This is a genomic window from Amycolatopsis sp. NPDC004625 (genome assembly GCF_040609695.1).
Classification (GTDB): domain Bacteria; phylum Actinomycetota; class Actinomycetes; order Mycobacteriales; family Pseudonocardiaceae; genus Amycolatopsis.
In genome coordinates this window covers 1-15,864 of record NZ_JBEXKX010000096.1, presented here as the reverse complement: position 1 = coordinate 15,864, position 15,864 = coordinate 1, and the positions used below count along the sequence as shown (strand labels likewise).

General features: G+C 70.6%; 15 protein-coding genes and 1 pseudogene. 9 read left to right on the top strand and 7 right to left on the bottom strand.

Annotated elements, in window-relative coordinates; genetic code table 11:
• Positions 1-111: fasciclin domain-containing protein (locus ABZW17_RS45815; RefSeq protein ID WP_354829040.1), on the top strand; the 111-nt coding region annotated here is incomplete at its 5' end.
• 1 nt (position 112) lies between these two features.
• Here the strand turns inward: ABZW17_RS45815 and ABZW17_RS45810 are convergent.
• Together ABZW17_RS45810 and ABZW17_RS45805 are read right to left on the bottom strand one after the other, a co-directional pair.
• Positions 113-1,111, bottom strand: a complete 999-nt coding sequence (locus ABZW17_RS45810; RefSeq protein WP_354829035.1) for an LLM class flavin-dependent oxidoreductase — start codon at positions 1,109-1,111, stop codon at positions 113-115.
• Between the two features lie 45 nt (positions 1,112-1,156).
• A complete protein-coding gene (locus tag ABZW17_RS45805) occupies positions 1,157-1,810 on the bottom strand; it encodes a TetR/AcrR family transcriptional regulator C-terminal domain-containing protein (protein ID WP_354829032.1) in 654 nt (217 codons plus the stop codon).
• Between the two features lie 99 nt (positions 1,811-1,909).
• Here ABZW17_RS45805 and ABZW17_RS45800 point away from each other — a divergent pair, with 99 nt between their 5' ends.
• Entirely contained in the window at positions 1,910-2,890 is a 981-nt protein-coding gene (locus ABZW17_RS45800) for an NAD(P)-dependent alcohol dehydrogenase (protein ID WP_354829029.1), read from the top strand.
• 112 nt (positions 2,891-3,002) lie between these two features.
• On the opposite strand, the gene ABZW17_RS45795 is transcribed toward ABZW17_RS45800, so the two are convergent.
• Positions 3,003-3,932, bottom strand: coding sequence for an alpha/beta hydrolase (locus ABZW17_RS45795; protein ID WP_354829026.1), 930 nt, complete (start codon positions 3,930-3,932; stop codon positions 3,003-3,005).
• 196 nt (positions 3,933-4,128) lie between these two features.
• Positions 4,129-4,728: a QsdR family transcriptional regulator gene (locus ABZW17_RS45790; protein ID WP_354829024.1), complete on the bottom strand. Its 600-nt coding sequence runs from the start codon at positions 4,726-4,728 to the stop codon at positions 4,129-4,131.
• A gap of 111 nt (positions 4,729-4,839) precedes the next feature.
• Here ABZW17_RS45790 and ABZW17_RS45785 point away from each other — a divergent pair, with 111 nt between their 5' ends.
• A complete protein-coding gene (locus ABZW17_RS45785) occupies positions 4,840-5,466 on the top strand; it encodes a DsbA family oxidoreductase (protein WP_354829037.1) in 627 nt (208 codons plus the stop codon).
• Here ABZW17_RS45785 and ABZW17_RS45780 read toward each other — a convergent pair.
• Both ABZW17_RS45780 and ABZW17_RS45775 read right to left on the bottom strand, forming a co-directional pair.
• Positions 5,441-5,626, bottom strand: a complete 186-nt coding sequence (locus ABZW17_RS45780) for a hypothetical protein (RefSeq protein ID WP_003100285.1) — start codon at positions 5,624-5,626, stop codon at positions 5,441-5,443. The genes ABZW17_RS45785 and ABZW17_RS45780 overlap by 26 nt on opposite strands.
• A 379-nt stretch (positions 5,627-6,005) precedes the next feature.
• Positions 6,006-7,058 carry a LacI family DNA-binding transcriptional regulator gene (locus ABZW17_RS45775; protein WP_354829022.1) on the bottom strand — a complete coding sequence of 351 codons (1,053 nt, stop codon included), beginning with the start codon at positions 7,056-7,058 and terminating at the stop codon, positions 6,006-6,008.
• Between the two features lie 172 nt (positions 7,059-7,230).
• Between ABZW17_RS45775 and ABZW17_RS45770 the strand changes: the two genes are divergently transcribed.
• Genes ABZW17_RS45770 through ABZW17_RS45745 form a run of 6 tightly spaced genes read left to right on the top strand, consistent with a single transcriptional unit; the run spans position 7,231 to position 15,729 of the window.
• Positions 7,231-8,160, top strand: a complete 930-nt coding sequence (locus tag ABZW17_RS45770; protein ID WP_354829020.1) for a sugar ABC transporter permease — start codon at positions 7,231-7,233, stop codon at positions 8,158-8,160.
• A 1-nt stretch (position 8,161) separates the two neighbouring features.
• The gene (locus ABZW17_RS45765) at positions 8,162-9,040 is read left to right on the top strand and encodes a carbohydrate ABC transporter permease (protein WP_354829018.1); all 879 of its coding nucleotides are present in this window, start codon (positions 8,162-8,164) and stop codon (positions 9,038-9,040) included.
• 32 nt (positions 9,041-9,072) lie between these two features.
• A complete protein-coding gene (locus ABZW17_RS45760) occupies positions 9,073-10,419 on the top strand; it encodes a sugar ABC transporter substrate-binding protein (protein ID WP_354829015.1) in 1,347 nt (448 codons plus the stop codon).
• Complete coding sequence (locus ABZW17_RS45755; RefSeq protein WP_354829012.1) at positions 10,416-11,960, top strand: alpha-L-arabinofuranosidase C-terminal domain-containing protein; 1,545 nt, start codon at positions 10,416-10,418, stop codon at positions 11,958-11,960. Before ABZW17_RS45760 ends, ABZW17_RS45755 begins: the two co-directional genes overlap by 4 nt.
• The gene (locus ABZW17_RS45750; protein ID WP_354829009.1) at positions 11,953-13,707 is read left to right on the top strand and encodes a beta-galactosidase family protein; all 1,755 of its coding nucleotides are present in this window, start codon (positions 11,953-11,955) and stop codon (positions 13,705-13,707) included. The genes ABZW17_RS45755 and ABZW17_RS45750 overlap by 8 nt, the downstream gene beginning before the upstream one ends.
• A gap of 36 nt (positions 13,708-13,743) precedes the next feature.
• Positions 13,744-15,729 carry an RICIN domain-containing protein gene (locus ABZW17_RS45745; protein ID WP_354829006.1) on the top strand — a complete coding sequence of 662 codons (1,986 nt, stop codon included), beginning with the start codon at positions 13,744-13,746 and terminating at the stop codon, positions 15,727-15,729.
• Between the two features lie 39 nt (positions 15,730-15,768).
• Here ABZW17_RS45745 and ABZW17_RS45740 read toward each other — a convergent pair.
• Positions 15,769-15,864 (bottom strand): annotated as a pseudogene (locus ABZW17_RS45740) (MarR family transcriptional regulator); the annotation flags it as partial.

Sequence of the window (15,864 nt, the reverse complement as noted above, 5' to 3'; positions counted from 1 at the left end):
GGCGACAACATGACCATCAACGGCGCGAAGATCCTGTGCGGCAACATCCCCACCAAGAACGCCACCGTCTTCGTGATCGACAAGGTGCTGACCCCCGGCACCAACAAGTAGATCAGGACTTCCGGCCGAGTTCCGGGCCGAGGCGTTCCGCGATGTCGGTGAGGATCTGCACGTAGTCTTCGTGTTCGAAGGTGAACGGCAGGGCGAAAGCCACCTCGTCGATCTCGCGGAACGCCTCGTGCGCGTGCAGCCGCTCGGCGATCTCCGCGGACGGGCCCACGTAGTCGGGGGAGAACAGCATCCGCGCGGGACCCTGCGGCTCCTTGGTGCGGGGCAGCCGTTTCCCGGCGTAGGCCTCGTACCTGGCCCGCTGTCCGGGCGTCGCGCTGTCGGTCGGGATGACGACCAGGCCCTGCGAGATGCGGCCGGCGGGGTGGTGCTCGCGGAAGGTCCGGATGTGCGAAAGCTGGATCCCGGCGAAGTCCGTGCTTTCGCCTTCGGCCTTGACCACGCTGCTGGTCAGGAAGTTCATCCGGTGTCTGCCCGCCCACTCCGCCGAACGCAGGCTCGCGCCGCCGTACCAGAGGCGGTCGCCGAGGCCGGGCGCCTGCGGCTGGACCCGGTCGGAGAACACCTCGAAGCCCGCGGTGCCGCTGAACTCCGTCGCCGGCTCGCCGCGTACGAAGTCCAGGAACCGCTGGACGCGCTCGTAGGAGAAGTCCTCGGCGTCCGCGGTGTCCGGGTAGAGGGCGTGCCGGACCTCGTCCCAGCGCATCGGCGGCCCGACGCTGATCCCCGGGTTGAGCCGCCCGCCGGAGAGCAGGTCGACGGTGGCGAGGTCCTCGGCGAGCCGCAGCGGGTTCTCCCAGCCGAGCGGGATCACCGCGGTGCCGAGCTCGATCCGGCTGGTCCGCTGCGACGCGGCGGCCAGCACGGCGACCGGCGAGGAGATGCCGTACTGCAGGTGCCGGTGGCGCACCCAGGCGCTGTCGAAGCCGAGCTGCTCGCCCAGCTCGATGATCTCCAGGGTGGACTCGTGGCCGCGCCGCGGGTCGGCCGCGTCGAACAGGCCGATGGTCAGGAAGCCGAGCTTCCGCAGAGGTCGTGACACGGTGTCGATTCTCCCCCGGCGGGCGGGGGTGTTCCAGCTGGTGGACTACCGCAGCCGGTCGAGGCCGTCGAGGATGACGTCGAGGCCGAATTCGAACTCCGCCTGGTCGTCGCACCAGCCCAGGGTCGAGCCGGGGTCGTCGTGGGCGATCTCGCTGAGCATCCCGGTCAGGTTCGGCAGCTGCCAGACCAGGTCCACCGGCACGTCCGCGGACTCGCCGGCGCTCGGGTCGAACAGCTCCTGGCTGAACCCGAGCGCGCGGCTGCCGAGGGCGTGCAGCGCGTGGTGCACCAGGTTGTAGGTGAACCCGCCCTGGCGCATCAGGCCGACCAGGGCGTCGTAGTAGCGCAGGACCTCGGTGCTCGACGAGGACCGCGTCTCGAACAGCTCCGGCGCCCAGCGGTGCCGGAGGAACACCTGCCGCGCGGTCAGGATCCGCTGCCGCACGGCCGCCTTCCAGTCCGGGTCCGGCTCGACGTGGCCGACGGCCGCGTTGATCTCGCCGGCCACGACGTCGACGATGCCGTCGAGCACGTCTTCCTTCTTGGCCACGTGGTAGTAGAGCGACATCGCCTCGGCCCCGAGCTCTTCGGCGAGGCGGCGCATGGTCAGGGCCCGCAGCCCGTGTTCGTCCGCGAGGTCCACTGCCGCGCGCAGGACGCGCTCGCGGCTGAGGGGCATCCGCGCGTCGGTCGTCACCCACAAGATCGTACAAGGTAAGGCGCGGTTGACGGTCTTACGTTGTACGGCGTACCTTACAGCGTACGACTTACGGAGTAAGAATCACGGGGAGGCGACATGAAAGCGCTGGTCCAGCACGTGTACGGGCCTGCTTCCGAGTTGGTCTACGAGGACGTGTCCGCTCCGGTGCCCGGCGAAGGGGAGGTGCGGGTCCGGGTGCGGGCGAGCTCGGTCAACCCGTACGACTGGCACTTCATGAGAGGCGAGCCGTACGTGGCTCGCCTGATGACCGGAGGCTTCGGCCTGCGCCGGCCGCCGGTGGGCGTCCTCGGGTGCGACCTGGCCGGCCGCGTCGAGACGCCCGGCGCCCGGTTCGGCCCGGGCGACGACGTCTACGCGTTGTTACCGCGGGGCGCGCACGCCGAGTACGTCTGCGTGCGCGAGGACCTGCTGGCACCGATGCCGGTGAACCTCACGTACGAGCAAGCGGCGGCGATCCCGATGGCGGCGTTCACCGCCCTGGTCGCCCTGCGGGGTGTCGAGGCGGGGCAACGGGTGCTGGTCAACGGCGCTTCCGGCGGGGTCGGCACCTTCGCCGTCCAGCTGGCCGTCGCCCTCGGAGCGCGGGTCGACGCGGTCTGCAGCGCGGGGAACGCTCCGACGGCCCGCTCACTCGGAGCGGAGCACGTTTTCGACTACCGGTCGGAGGATTTCACGCGCAGCGGCCGCCGTTACGACGTCGTGCTGGACATCGCCGGCAGCAGATCGGTGTTCGCGTGCCGGCGGGTCCTGTCACGAGGGGGCACGTTCGTCGCCGTCGGCGGACGAGCCGGCCGCTGGCTGCAACCGGCGGGGCACGTGTTCACAGCCTTGGCCTCCAGCCTGTTCGCCCGACGGCGGGTGGTGCTCGCGGACGCGGTCGCGTGCTCGGACAAGGCGGCGGCGCTGGAGGAGTTGACGGCGCTCGTGGAGTCCGGCGCGGTCACGCCGGTCATCGACCGGACGTACCCGTTCGACGACCTGCGCGCAGCGTTCGGCTATTCGGAGGCCGGGCACGCTCGGGGGAAGGTGGTGGTGACCTTCGGCGCGGCTTCCTGAGGGGGTGTGTCCCCCGGAGGGCTGCCTCCGAAGTCGAGGGGACCTCCGCCTCGGCGAGCCCCGGGTGGCCGGCGCGGGTCGGCACCCGCACCGGCCGCGAGTCCTCCTCGGGCTAGCCGTTGTGCGGGCAGTTGCCGCGGTAGTCCGAAATGGACAGGCTGGTGCTCGGGATCGGGCAGAGGAACTGCTCGTAGCGGGTGTCGTCGTCGATGAACCGCTTGAGCCAGGACAGGGTGTACTTCGCGATCGTCGTGTTCGGCGAGTTCGGGGCGAAGTGGCTCGCGCCGCGCAGTTCGAGGTACGCGCGGTCCAATGTGGACGGGAGGCTGGTGTAGAACGGGATCGAATGCGTGGCCACCGGGGCCACGGTGTCCGACTGCGCCCCGACGACCAGGGTCGGCACGCGCAGGGTCGACCAGTTCTTGGTCAGGTTCCAGCCGGTCAGGGGCACCGCGGCCTGCAGCGACGGCCGTGACCGCGCCGCCTCCAGCGTGCCGCCGCCACCCATCGAGTGGCCGACGACGCCGAGCCTGCTGCTGTCGATGCGCGAGCGCACCGAGCTCTGCTGGGTCAGGTAGTCGAGCGAGGCCAGCAGCTGCCGGCCCCGGCTGTCGGGCTGGTCGGAGGTGGTCAGGGTGTCGATCGTGAACACCACGAACCCCTGCGAGGCCAGGCGCGGGCCCAGCCAGGCGATGCTCGACTGGGTGGCCGTGAAGCCGGGTGCGATGGAGATCGCCCCGAACGTGCCGGCGGTCGTGGTCGTCGGGTAGTAGATGGTGCCGCCGCCGAAGCCGGAGACGGCCAGCCGCGACACCGTGGCGGTGCTCGTCGCGAACGAGCCGCGGGTGGCTTCGATGCTGGCGGTCGTCGGGTCGGGGCCCCGCTCGTAGGGGTTCGCGGCGGCGGGCGCCGGCGCGGCGACGCCGGTGGTCAGGGCCAGGGCGGCCAGTACGACCCCGGCGGCCTTGGCGCGCCACGGGTGGAGGCGGGAAATTTTCTCACCCGAGCCAGACGACGTCGGCGGGCTGGTGAGTGCGGACATGGATCGCTCTCTTTCCCCGGGCAGGCGAAAGCGCGCCCGGACACAGACGGGCGGATAGGCAGAACTGGTGCACGGCAACGGAAAGGGGTGCCGCGTGCGGGTGGCGGGGTAACCGCTTTCCCGACCCTATGAAACACCTTGGCGAAATGTTCCACATCCTCCGGACGGGTGAGCGGTTGACGGACTGGGCGGTCGCTCAGTGGGCGGTGGCCGGCTCCAGCGCGCCGCGCACGAGGGTGTCCACCAGGGTGGTCGCGACCGTCAGATCGACCGCGCGGGCGGCCAGGACGTCCGAATACAGGAACGACTCGCCGAGCCGGACCACCGCGAACGCCAGGTCCGGCAGCCCAACCAGCGGGGTCAGCCCGGCCGCCTCGGCGTCGGCCCGGAACAGCTCGACGTGCGCGTCGACCAGGCCGGGCTGCACCGCGCCGCGTGGGTCGGTCAGCACGCGCAGGGCGATGTTCGACTCGGCCTCGATCAGCTTGCGCATACCGTCGCTGGCGGCGACCTCGCGGCGGTACTCCTCCATGACCCACAGGCAGCGCAGCCGGCCGTCGGGTGTGCGGACGGCGTCGCCGTGCTCCGCGCGCCAGCCGTCGAGGGCGCGCTGCCACGTCCGGTCGGACAGCAGCCGCAGCCCGGCGCCCATCAGGTCGTCGCGGTTGCCGACGCGCCGGAAGAACGTCGTGCGCGAGATCCCCAGTTCGGCCGCCATCCGGCCGAGGTCGAGGCGGGTGCCGGCCATCAGCAGCCGCGCCGCGTGCCGGACGATGTCGTCGGTCGAGACGGTCACCGGCCCACCCTAGCCGCGGCGGGATCCGGCGGGCGGAGGCACGCAGGTGGGCGCCGGTTACCTTGAAGTGCGCGGCGCCCCTTCGGTTAGCTTGGGTTCGTGCGCGTAGACATCTGGTCCGATCTGGTCTGTCCCTGGTGCTATCTCGGCAAACGCCGCTTCGAGCAGGCGGTGGCCGAAGTCGGCGTCGACGTCGAGGTGGTGCACCACTCGTTCCAGCTCGACCCGTCGTTCCCACGCGGGACTTCGCGGCCGACGCGCGAGGTGCTCGCCGAAAAGTACGGCCGGACACTGGAAGAGGCCGACGCGATGGAGGCGCAGATGGAGGAGCGCGCGGCCGCCGACGGTCTCGAGTACCACCTCGACGGTGTCCACATGGGCAACACCGTCGACGGCCACCGCCTGGTCCACTTCGCCGCCGAGCACGGGCTGGCCGACGCCGTCGTCGACCGGTTCTACCGCGCGCACTTCACCGAGCGGCGGTCGCTGTTCGACCGCGGTTCGCTGGTGGAGCTGGCGGCCGAAGCCGGGCTGGACCCGGCCGCGGCCGCCGCCGTGCTCGAGTCCGACCGGTACGAAGCCGAGGTGGCGGCGGACGGCGAGCAGGCCAGGGCACTGGGGGCGAGCGGCGTGCCGTTCTTCGTGATCGACGAACGGTTCGGCGTCGCCGGCGCCCAGTCGCCCGAGGTGTTCGCGCAGGTGCTGCGCCGCGTCAGCGACGGCGCCGCCGCCGGGTGAACCGCGACCGGTCGGTGGCGATCCCGGCCAGGTGCAGGGCCACGCACAGCAGTCCGGCGGTGGTGAGCGTCCCGGTCGTGACGACCGGCCCGAGCCCGAACCCGAACAGCTCCATCAGCAGGGCGAGCCCGAAGAGCACGGCGGCGAGAATGGCGAGCATGACGTCCTCTTTCCGCGAGGTGCGGCCGAATGGTCCGCACCACTGCGACGTTTGCGGGACCGGGGATTCCGGTCCGGTGGCCGGTAATGCCCCCGCACCCGCCCCCTGAAACGACGACTTTCCGCCCGCCCCGCCCTCGCCCATTCCTGCCGCCGCACCCGGACGGTCGGCCCGCGTACCCGGACGGTCGGCCCGCGTACCTGGAGGGTCGGCCCGCGTACCTGGAGGGTCGGCCCGCGTACCTGGAGGGTCGGTTCGCGTACCTGGAGGGTCGGTTCGCGTGACTGGCGGGGCATCACGTGTGACTGGCGGGGCATCACTCGTGTTTGCGGGGGCATCACTTGTGATGCCTTTCCGGACACGTGTGATTCCCGGGGGCTTACGCCGGGGGTGGTGCGGTGCTCGAGCGGATCACCAGCTCCGTCGGCAACAGCACCGGTTCTCCGGCCTCCGTCCCGGTCTCGATCTCCGCCAGCAGCGCCCGCACCGCATGCCGCCCCACGGCCTCGAACGACTGGCGGATCGTCGTCAGCGGGGGCCAGAAGTGGGCCGACTCCTCCATGTCGTCGAAGCCGACCACGCTGACTTCGGAAGGCACCGCGCGGCCGCTCTCGTGCAACGCGCGCAACACCCCCAGCGCCATCTGGTCGTTCGCCGCGAACACCGCCGTCACCGAAGGGTCCGCCGCCAAGCGCAGCCCCGCCTGGTAGCCCGACTCCGGCGACCAATCACCGACCAGGGCCGGCGGCACCGCGGAACCGGCACGCTCCAAAGTGGCCTGCCACGACTTCCGGCGCCGCTCCGCCGAGTACGACTGCGGTGGCCCCGCGATGTGCCAGACCGTCGAATGCCCCAGCGACAGCAGGTGGCTCGTCGCCCGGGACGCGCCGTCCGCCTGGTCGTTGTCCACCACCGGGTAGTCGTAGCGGGCGCTCGAATCGATCACCACCACCGGGAGCCCGTGCGGCAGTTCGATCTCGCTTTGGTCAAGCTGGTGTTGCTCGATGAGGATGATGACGCCGTCGACGGCCTGCTCGTTCAGGGTGCTGAACGCCCCCGTCACCTCGCCCTGGGTCGGGCGGGTCACCGGCATCAGGATGATCGAAAAGCCCTCCGGGACGACCGCCGCCGCGATGGCGTCGAGGGTGCGGCTGTTGCCGAACGTCGGCAGCGCCGAAATGATCACGCCGATGCTGCGGAACTGGCCGTTGCGCAGGGCGCGGGCCGCACTGTTGGGGCGGTAGCCGACCCGGCGCATCGCCGCCAGGACGCGCTCGCGGGTCGCGTCGTCCACATTGGTCTTGCCGTTCGCCACCCGGGAAACCGTCTGGCCCGAGACCCCCGCTTCGCGGGCCACGTCCGCCATCGACGGGCCCCGGCGCCGGGTGGACGCGGGTGCGGATGACGTCGCTGTCTGGCGCGGCACGGTCACTCCTTAGCTTTCGGGGGTCCGGGTGGCGAAGCCCCCGGCCCGGGGCGGAGCCCCGGCTGTCACACAGTGTCCTGGACATGTTTACGTCAACACGTTACTCTGCGGCCGTCCATGTTGACGTAAACATCCCGCCGGGTCCAGCACCCGGTGCACGCGACCACTCGGAGAGACGATGACGTCCACAGCGGCTCCGCCCGCCCCGGTGCCGGCGCGCCGGGCGCCCGCGGCCCGCCGGCCGCGGCGGAAATGGCGGGGCTGGCTCTTCGTCGCCCCCTTCATGCTGGTGTTCGCGCTGGTGTTCATCGCGCCCGTCGGGTACGCGTTCGTGCTCAGCCTCTTCCGCGACCAGGCCTTCTTCGGCGGCACGGTGTTCGTCGGCGCCGACAACTACACCCAGGTGTTCGGCGACCCGAAGTTCTGGGAAGCCTTCCGGCGGGTGCTGGTGTTCCTCGCCGTGCAGGTGCCGATCATGCTGGTGCTCGCGCTGATCGCCGCGCTGGCCATCGACAGCGCCCGGCTGCACGCCGCCGGGTTCTTCCGGATCGTGATCTTCCTGCCGTACGCGGTGCCCGCCGTCGTCGCCGCGCTGATGTGGGGCTTCATCTACGGTGACCACTTCGGACTCGCGGCCGACCTGAACCACCTGCTGGGCACCGATTCGGTCAAGCCGCTGTCGCAGAACTGGCTGCTCACGTCGATCGGGAACATCGTCACGTGGGAGTTCGTGGGCTACAACATGCTCATCTTCTACTCCGCGCTGAAGGTGATCCCGAAGGAGCTGTTCGAGGCGGCCGCGATCGACGGCGCCGGCACGTTCCGCACCATCCGGTCGGTCAAGCTCCCCGCGATCCGGGGCGCCATCGTGGTCGCGACGATCTTCTCGATCATCGGCAGCTTCCAGCTGTTCAACGAGCCGAACATCATGCGCAACCTGGTGCCGAACATGATCGTCACCAACTACACGCCGAACATGTACGCGTACAACCTCTCCTTCAACGGGCAGCAGTACAACTACTCCGCCGCGGTCGCGATCGTGATGGGCGTGATCACCGCGGTCATCGCCTACGTCGTGCAGCTGCGCGGCTCCCGGAAGGAGATGTGACATGGCCACCCTCGCCGCGAAAAAGCCGTCCGTGACCCAACCCCGCAAGTCGCGTGTCCTCACCGGCTTCATGGCGCTCTACCTGCTCTACACGCTGGTGCCGCTGGTCTGGCTGATCATCAACGCGACCAAGACCCAGCCCGACCTGTTCTCGACGTCGGGACTGTCCTTCGGGGACTCGTTCGCCCTCTTCGAAAACATCGGCAAGACGTTCACCTACAACGACGGCATCTTCTTCCGCTGGCTCGGGAACACGCTGCTGTACGTCGTGGTCGGCGCCGGTGGCGCGACGATCCTCGCCACGGCTGCCGGCTACGGGCTGGCCAAGTACCGCTTCCCCGGCCGCCGCGCGGTGTTCGCCGTCGTGCTCGGGGCCGTGGCCGTGCCGCCGACCGCGCTGGCCGTGCCGACGTTCCTGATGTTCAGCAAGCTCGGGCTGACCAACACGCCGCTGGCGGTCATCATCCCGTCGCTGATCAGCCCGTTCGGGCTGTACCTGATCTGGGTCTACGCCGCCGACGCCATCCCCGACGAGCTCCTGGAAGCGGCGCGGATCGACGGAGCCGGCGAAGTCCGCATCTTCCTCACCGTGACGCTGCGCCAGCTGGTCCCCGGGATCATCACGGTCACGCTGTTCACGATGGTCCAGACGTGGAACAACTACTTCCTGCCCCTGATCATGCTCAGCGAGCCGAAGTGGTACCCGCTGACCGTCGGGCTCAACCAGTGGAGCGCCCAGGCCAACGGCGCCGGCGCCCAGCCGATCTTCAACCTGGTCCTCACCGGATCGCTGCTCACCATCATTCCCCTCGTCGTCGCTTTCCTGCTCATGCAACGGTTCTGGCAGTCCGGGCTGAGCGCCGGAAGCGTTAAGCAATAACCCGCCGTCACACCGCCGTGAAGGGACACTCGATGTCACGCATCCGCAACCACGCCAAGGCGGCCGTCGCCGTGGCGCTGGCCGCCGCTCTGGCGGTCGGCTGCTCGTCCGGGGGCGGCTCGTCGTCCGCGCCCGCCGCCGCCACCGGCAGCCAGGACTCCGTCGACGCCGCGCTGAAGGCCGGCGGCGAGATCACCTACTGGAGCTGGACGCCCTCGGCGAAGGACCAGGTGGCCGCGTTCCAGAAGGAATACCCGAACGTCAAGGTCAACTACGTCAACGCGGGCACCAACAAGGACGAGTACACCAAGCTGCAGAACGCGATCAAGGCCGGCTCGGGTGCCCCCGACGTCGCCCAGATCGAGTACTACGCGCTGCCGCAGTTCGCGCTGACCGACTCGCTGGCCGACCTCAACCAGTACGGGTTCGGCTCGTTCGAGAAGGACTACAGCGCTTCGACCTGGGCGCAGGTGAAGAACGGCAACGGGCTCTACGGCCTCCCGCAGGACTCCGGCCCGATGGCGATGTTCTACAACAAGGAGGTCTTCGACAAGAACGGCATCGCCGTGCCGAAGACCTGGGCCGAGTACGTCGACGCCGCCAAGAAGATCCACGCCGCCGACCCGACCAAGTACATCACCGCCGACACCGGTGACGCCGGCTTCACGCTCAGCATGATCTGGCAGGCGGGCGGCCACCCGTTCACCGTCGACGGCCGGAACGTGAAGATCAACTTCGGCGACGAGGGCACCAAGAAGTGGACCTCGGTCTGGAACCAGCTGGTCCAGGGCAAGCTGCTCTCGCCGATCGCCGGCTGGTCCGACGACTGGTTCCGCGCCCTCGGTGACGGCACCATCGCGACCCTGCCCACCGGCGCCTGGATGCCCGGCAACTTCATCTCCTCCGTGGCCGCGGGCAGCGGCAAGTGGGCGGTGGCGCCGATGCCGACCTACGACGGCCAGAAGGCGGTCACCGCGGAGAACGGCGGCAGCACCCAGTCCGTGGTCAAGCAGAGCAAGAACCCGGCGCTCGCCGCGGCCTTCGTGCGCTGGCTCAACCACGGCGGCGGCGTCCAGCCGTTCATCAAGAGCGGCGGCTTCCCGTCCACCACGGCCGACCTGACCTCGCCCGCGTTCGTCGACGAGACCATGCCGTACTTCGGCGGCCAGAAGGTCAACCAGGTGCTGACGAGCGCGTCGAAGGACGTCGTGCCGGGCTGGAGCTACCTGCCGTACCAGACCTACGCCAACAGCATCTACAGCGACACCGTCGGCAAGGCCTACCTGGCCGGCACCCCGCTCGACGCCGGTCTGGCGGCCTGGCAGCAGGCCCTCGTCGACTACGGCAACCAGCAGGGCTTCACGGTCAGCGCGGGATGACCGTCGACATCGAAGGCGACGCGGGGCAGGTCATCGGCCCGGTCCCGCGTCGCCTCTTCGGCTCGTTCGTCGAGCACATGGGCCGGTCCGTCTACACCGGACTGTTCGAGCCCGGTCACGCCACTTCGGACGACCGCGGCTTCCGCGGCGACGTCCTCGAGCTGGTCCGCGAACTCGGACCGGCCGTCCTCCGCTACCCCGGCGGCAACTTCGTCTCCGGCTACCGCTGGGAAGACGGCGTCGGACCGGCCGGGACCCGGCCGGTCCGGCTGGACCCGGCGTGGCACAGCGTCGAATCCAACCGCTTCGGCCTGCACGAATTCGTCGCGTGGGCCGAAGCCGCGGGTGCCGAGGTGATGTACGCCGTCAACCTCGGCACCCGCGGCATCCAGGAAGCGGCCGACGTCCTGGAGTACTGCAACCACGCCGGCGGCACGGAACTGAGCGAGCGGCGGCGCGCCAACGGCGCCGACCGCCCGTTCGGCTTCAAGCTGTGGTGCCTGGGCAACGAGATGGACGGCCCGTGGCAGATCGGCCACAAGACGGCCGACGAGTACGGCCGCCTGGCCGCGGAAACCGCCCGGCTGATGCGGATGATCGACCCGGACGTCGAGCTGGTCGTCGCGGGCAGCTCGCACGCCGACATGCCGACGTTCGGCTCGTGGGAACGCACGGTGCTGCGGCACACCGCCGAGCTCGTCGACCACATCTCGCTGCACGCCTACTACCAGGAGCTGCACGGCGACACCGACAGCTACCTGGCCAGCGCGGCCGCGCTCGACCGCTACATCGCCACCACGGCGGGTGTCATCGACGAAACCCTCGCCGAGCTGGGCCTCGACAAGAAGATCGGGATCAGCGTCGACGAGTGGAACGTCTGGGACCTGCGCCGCTGGAACGAGGTCGACCAGGCGAAACTCGCCGAGGGCGGCTGGAAGCAGCACCCGCGGATCATCGAGGACACCTACACCGTCACCGACGCGGTCGTGGTCGGCTCGCTGCTGGGTTCCCTGCTGCGCAACGTCGACCGCGTGACCATGGCGAACCAGGCCCAGCTGGTGAACGTCATCGCGCCGATCCGCTCCGAGCCGGGCGGCCCGGCGTGGCGGCAGACGACGTTCCACCCGTTCCAGCGGGTCGCCGCGCTGGCCGGCGGGGCGAGCCTGCGCCTGGCCGTCGAGGGGGACCGGCTCCGCACCGCGCAGCACGGGGAAGTCGGCCTGGTCGACGTGGCCGCGACGGTCGAGGAGTCGGGGCGGGGCGCGGTGTTCCTGACCAACCGCGCCACGGCGGCGCCGACCGAGGTCCGGATCCGCCTCCGCGGCGCCCGCTTCGGCGTCTACGCCGCGGAAACCCTGACCACACCCGACGGCGAAACCCGGCACACCGTGAACACCGCCGACGCACAACCGGTCCGGCCGGTGCCGCTACCCGGCGCCGCCGCGACGTCCGATCCCGGGGGGACCACCATCACCGTGACACTGCCACCCTTGTCCTGGACCGTGCTCCAGCTGACCCCGCAGGCGGGCCGGCATGCCTGAATTCGTGATCGGGGAACACGACTTCCTGCTCGACGGCCGCCCGTTCCGCATCCTGTCCGGGGCGCTGCACTACTTCCGCGTCCACCCGGACCTGTGGGCCGACCGGATCGACAAGGCCCGGCGGATGGGCCTCAACACCATCGAGACGTACGTGGCGTGGAACGCGCACGCCCCCGAGCCGGGCACGTTCGACCTCTCCGGCGGCCTCGACCTGGACCGCTTCCTGCGGCTCGTCGCCGACGCCGGGATGTACGCGATCGTGCGGCCCGGCCCGTACATCTGCGCCGAGTGGGACAACGGCGGGCTGCCGGCCTGGCTGTTCCGCGACCCGGCGGTCGGCGTGCGCCGGTACGAGCCGAAGTACCTGGACGCCGTCCGCGAGTACCTGACCAGGGTGTACGAAGTCGTCGTCCCGCACCAGATCGACCGCGGGGGACCGGTGCTGCTGGTCCAGGTGGAGAACGAGTACGGCGCGTTCGGCGACGACAAGCGGTACCTGAAAGCGCTCGCCGAGCACACGCGCGACTCCGGCGTCACCGTGCCACTGACCACAGTGGACCAGCCGACGCCGGAGATGCTCGAGGCGGGCAGCCTCGACGGGCTGCACCGGACCGCGTCCTTCGGGTCCGGCGCCGAGGCGCGGCTGGCGATCCTGCGCGCCCACCAGCCGACCGGGCCGCTGATGTGCAGCGAGTTCTGGAACGGCTGGTTCGACCACTGGGGCGCGCACCACCACACCACGCCGGCCGCGGACTCGGCGGCGGAGCTGGACGCGCTGCTCGCCGCGGGCGCGTCGGTCAACCTGTACATGTTCCACGGCGGCACCAACTTCGGGCTCACCAACGGCGCCAACGACAAGGGCGTCTACCAGCCGCTGATCACCTCCTACGACTACGACGCGCCGCTGGACGAAGCCGGCGACCCGACGCCGAAGTACCACGCCTTCCGGGACGTGATCGCGCGCTACCACAAGGTGCCCGACACGGTCCCGCCGCCGGCCCGCCCCGCGCCGACGCCGTCCGGGGCGCTGGGCGACCCCGTCCGGCTGCTCGACGCGCCGGACCGCTGGGGCACCTGGGAGTTCCACGAGGAGCTGCCCGCGTTCGACGACCTCACGCCGATGCCGCAGCTCGCGCTGCTGCGCACGAGGATCGAGGGCGACCGGCCCGGCGTGCTGACCTTCGGCGAGGTCCGCGACCGCGCGACGGTGTTCTTCGACGGCGACCTCGTGGGCACGCTCAGCCGGGACCACCACGAGCGGGCGATCCCGCTGCCGCGCGCGGCGGGCGAGCTGCTGGTGCTGGTCGAGGACCAGGGCCGCGTCGACTACGGCCCGCGCATCGGCGAGGCGAAGGGCATCATCGGCGGGGCGTCGCTGCACGGCGAGCCGCTGGCCGGCTGGGACGTGCTGCCGATCGACCTGGCCGCCCTGCCTTCGCTGCGGCCGTCTTCGCCGTCGTCGGTGGCGGGCGCGGTGGCCGGGCCGGTGCTGCTGCGCGCCGAGATCGACGTCGACGAGCCCGCCGACCTGTTCCTCGACACCGGGGAGTGGGGCAAGGGCGTCGCGTGGCTCAACGGGTTCGCGCTCGGCCGGTACTGGCGGCGTGGTCCACAACGGACGCTGTACGTGCCGCGCCCGGTGGTCCGGGCCGGTGCCAACGAACTCGTCGTGCTCGAACTCGGCACGATGCTCGACCCCGCGGCCCGGTTCGTGCCGCGGCCGCTGCTCGGCCACACCGAGGCCTGAAACACCGTCCCCACCGCACCGAAGGGCAGTTCGACGATGAACCTGCGGCGTTTGCTCACCGTCCTTTGTGTACCCCTGATCGGCGGTGCGGTCGTCGCCGCGCCGGCGGAAGCGGCCACCGCCGTCACGGTCAAGCCGGACCCGACGTACCGGCAGCAGGCCTTCGACGGCTGGGGCGCCAGCCTGGCGTGGATGGCCGAGGCGACCGGCGGCTACCCCGACGCCGTCCGGACCAAGCTGGCCGACCTGGTCTTCGGTGCGGACGGGCTGAACCTGAACATCGCCCGGTTCAACGTCGGAGGCGGCAACGCCCCCGACGTCCCGGCGTACCTTCGCGCGGGCGCCGCGGTGCCGGGCTGGTGGAAGGCGCCGGCCGGCACCACCCGCGCCGACAAGGACTGGTGGACGCCGGGCAACGCGGCCGAGTTCGACCCGAAGGCCGACCCGAACCAGCGCTGGTGGGTCGACAGGATCAAGAACCGCGTCACGAAGTGGGAGGCGTTCAGCAACTCGCCGCCGTACTTCCAGACCGTCTCCGGATACGTCTCCGGCGGTTTCACCGCCACCGACGAGCAGCTGCGATCGGACAAGATCGGCGACTTCACCGCGTACCTGACGCAGGTCGTGCGGACCCTCGAAAAGGCGCACGGCATCAAGTTCGCGTCGGTGAACCCGCTGAACGAGCCGAACACGAACTACTGGAAGACCACCCTCGGCACCGACGGCAACCCGACCGGCGGCCGCCAGGAAGGCGCGCACATCGGCCCGGCGGTCCAGTCGCAGCTGATCCCGGCGATGGCCGCCGCGCTCAAGGCGGCCGGGTCGCGGGCGATCGTGTCGGCACCCGACGAGACCAACCCGGACATCTTCGCCGCGGACTGGAACGGCTGGTCGGCCGACGCCCGCGCGGCGGCGGGCCGGCTCAACGTCCACACCTACGGCACCGGCAACCGGCCGGTCCCGCGCGACCTGGCCAAGGGCGCGGGCAAGCCGCTGTGGATGAGCGAGGTCGGCGGCAGCTGGCTGGACCGCCAGGACTTCACCGACATGGACCCCGGCCTCGGCATGGCCAAGCAGATCACCGACGACCTGCGGCTCCTGGAACCGAGCGCGTGGGTCAGCTGGCAGCCGATCGAGGACTACAACAACATGAAGCCGGGCGGCGAGAGCGCGGCCGGGATGAACTGGGGCGAGATCCAGGTCCCGTTCGACTGCCCGAAGAACGCCACCCTGCAGACGTGCCAGATCAAGACGAACACCAAGTTCAACACCATGCGCAACTTCACCCACTACATCAAGCCGGGTGACCGCCTGATCGGGGTGGACGACACCGCGTCGACGGTCGCGATGCGCGGCGAAGACCTGGCGACGGTCGTGCACACCAACGCGGGCACGGACGCGCAGGACGTCACGCTGGACCTGTCCGGGTTCCGGAACGTCCGGCCCGGCGCTTCGGTGACGCCGGTGGTCACCGACGTCACCGGGGCCCTGAAGCGGGGCAAGCCGGTGAAGGTGACGGCTTCGCACGCGACCCTGCGGGTGCCGGCGCGCTCGGTGACGAGCTTCCTCGTCGACGGCGTCTCCGCGACGGCGGCCGGCACGGGCCTCGGCTCGGGCAAGCCGGTCACCTTCACCGGCGTGCAGAGCGGCAAGTCGCTGTCGGCGGAGAACGGCTCGCTGGTCCAGCGCACGACGGACGCCTCGGCGGCGGCGCAGCGCTGGACGCTCACCGACCGCACGGGCCGCTACGGCAGCCGCGACCGGTTCACCATCACCAACGCGGGCACCGGCCAGGTGCTCGGCACCTCCGGGGGCGCGGTGACGCTCGCCGCGGCGGGCACGTGCGACCCCGCGGCCGAGTGGACGCTGTCCACCACCGGCGACGGCACGTGGACGTTCGTCAACGCGGGCACCGGGCAGCTGCTCGACGTCACGAGCGAGTCCCGTGACGACGGTGCCCGGATCGGTCTCTACAAGCCGACCAACGGCCCCAACCAGCGCTGGCAGGCCATCACCCGCTGAGCCCGGCCGGTCGTGAGTGGTAAGGCGGGTTAGAACCCGCCGCTCCAATGCCTGGAGCAGGACGTTCATCGTCTGCCGCGTCACGAACGCCCCACGGGCCAGCTCGGAATTCGACAAGCCCGGGCGCTGGGCCAG

Bases quoted from the DNA above. Each gene is read 5' to 3' on its own strand.
- ABZW17_RS45795 (WP_354829026.1), bottom strand. From the start codon at position 3,932: ATGTCCGCACTCACCAGCCCGCCGACGTCGTCTGGCTCGGGTGAGAAA.
- ABZW17_RS45745 (WP_354829006.1), top strand. From the start codon at position 13,744: ATGAACCTGCGGCGTTTGCTCACCGTCCTTTGTGTACCCCTGATCGGC.
- ABZW17_RS45755 (WP_354829012.1), top strand. From the start codon at position 10,416: ATGACCGTCGACATCGAAGGCGACGCGGGGCAGGTCATCGGCCCGGTC.
- ABZW17_RS45750 (WP_354829009.1), top strand. From the start codon at position 11,953: ATGCCTGAATTCGTGATCGGGGAACACGACTTCCTGCTCGACGGCCGC.
- ABZW17_RS45800 (WP_354829029.1), top strand. From the start codon at position 1,910: ATGAAAGCGCTGGTCCAGCACGTGTACGGGCCTGCTTCCGAGTTGGTC.
- ABZW17_RS45765 (WP_354829018.1), top strand. From the start codon at position 8,162: ATGGCCACCCTCGCCGCGAAAAAGCCGTCCGTGACCCAACCCCGCAAG.
- ABZW17_RS45770 (WP_354829020.1), top strand. From the start codon at position 7,231: ATGACGTCCACAGCGGCTCCGCCCGCCCCGGTGCCGGCGCGCCGGGCG.
- ABZW17_RS45760 (WP_354829015.1), top strand. From the start codon at position 9,073: ATGTCACGCATCCGCAACCACGCCAAGGCGGCCGTCGCCGTGGCGCTG.
- ABZW17_RS45780 (WP_003100285.1), bottom strand. From the start codon at position 5,626: ATGCTCGCCATTCTCGCCGCCGTGCTCTTCGGGCTCGCCCTGCTGATG.